This is a genomic window from Okeania sp. SIO2C9 (assembly GCF_010672455.1).
In the GTDB taxonomy this organism is placed as follows: Bacteria; Cyanobacteriota; Cyanobacteriia; order Cyanobacteriales; family Microcoleaceae; genus Okeania.
In genome coordinates, this window is sequence record NZ_JAAHGO010000248.1 from 1 (window position 1) to 1,301 (window position 1,301).

The window sequence follows — 1,301 nt, forward strand, 5'->3', positions numbered from 1 at the left end:
TCCCAGCACCAAATCAAATAATTTAATCTGGTCATTCTGTAACAATTATAGAAAACATGTCAATCAAATCTCTGGATTTGTGACTAATCACTAACAGCTTTAGGACTTATGGAAGTTGCATACTTAATCTCTAACGCCGCCAGCCTTTCAACAAAATCAGCAACTTGCTCTGAACCTATCTGTTGTAGTGATGTTAATAATTCTGTACTCTGTCTCAGTAGCTTTGTAACATCAATACCCTCATAAACAGGTTGGTAGTCTCTGAGGCGTCTGATTCCTTCACCCAGTAAAACGACTGCACCGCGCCAGTTGAGGTTACTTAAGTGATAACAAGCCACGGCAATTTGCAAGACACCCTGGTAAAACCGCTTTTGCGGCTCCAAGGCTTCGATCCAAAGGGCTTCAAGGGTGTCGTGACAGGCATAAAAATCCTGCTGATTGAATTGCTCTACACCCCTTAAAAATTCTTGATGTGGCACTATTTTAGGCTATGTTATCTCGCACAGCTTTAATTTCTTCAAGTTCTATTGTCTGTTTGTCTCCGGCAAAATCGTTATCTGGCGTCAGGAATAACATGCAGTGGCATTCCTTGCGCTCACGCATAGGGATGCAAGGACAGTTCCAATAGGTGGCTTTAACCTCTGCTTCTTTGTCTTCATAGTGACGGCAGGGACACAAAGGTGCACCGAGTTCTTCTTTATGCTTAGCAAGTCCTTCGACTACCACAGCCGTGACTGAAGGGTCAACACAGAAGTAAGTGTCTGTTCTCTTGGCATACTGTTCGGCAAAGTTTTTCATTGCCTCTAGTTTGTTATCGTTCGATTGAGTTTTAGTTTCCGTTGTCGTCTCAGTTGTTTGTGGTGAACTCATATAATAAACCTAGGTATTTGAAAATTTCTCTTATTGTATCTCAGTGTGAATATTTTTTTGTGTTTGTAAAGTTATGCATTGAGTTAGTTCTTAATTATTAAATTAGGAGCTTTGACGTTCCCCACCCTATAGAGGGATGGGATGTTCTTGCCAGATTTTGATAATCAGCTGCCATACCACTGATTTAGTGTGGGAGAATTTTATTGTCTCAGCTGCTCCAGTTGGCTTTGTAGAGGTTGGGCTATATTAATGGTAATACCGAAACGATTGCCTTTGACTGATGTTGCTGGTTCATTTCTAAGCTTGGTTGATGACCACAGCACCCAGCGACTGCCCATGGGCAATGAATTGATACTGGCTGAGTTTTGACTCAGCCAAATTAAAGGCTGATGAGTGGGAACAGCAGTACTAAGCTCTTCACCAGCACAAGC

Annotated in this window: 2 protein-coding genes and 1 pseudogene; all 3 read right to left on the reverse strand. The window is 42.0% G+C overall.

The annotated features are described in order from the left end of the window. Positions 1 to 83: 83 nt before the first annotated feature. Positions 84 to 482, reverse strand: coding sequence for a DUF309 domain-containing protein (locus F6K23_RS40710; RefSeq protein ID WP_375340836.1), 399 nt, complete (start codon positions 480 to 482; stop codon positions 84 to 86). 1 nt (position 483) lies between these two features. Then, positions 484 to 870: a ferredoxin-thioredoxin reductase catalytic domain-containing protein gene (locus F6K23_RS40715; protein WP_293166927.1), complete on the reverse strand. Its 387-nt coding sequence runs from the start codon at positions 868 to 870 to the stop codon at positions 484 to 486. Positions 871 to 1,070: 200 nt separating this feature from the next. Further along, positions 1,071 to 1,301 (reverse strand): annotated as a pseudogene (locus F6K23_RS40720) (DUF58 domain-containing protein); the annotation flags it as partial.

Bases quoted from the DNA above. Each gene is read 5' to 3' on its own strand.
- F6K23_RS40715 (WP_293166927.1), bottom strand. From the start codon at position 870: ATGAGTTCACCACAAACAACTGAGACGACAACGGAAACTAAAACTCAA.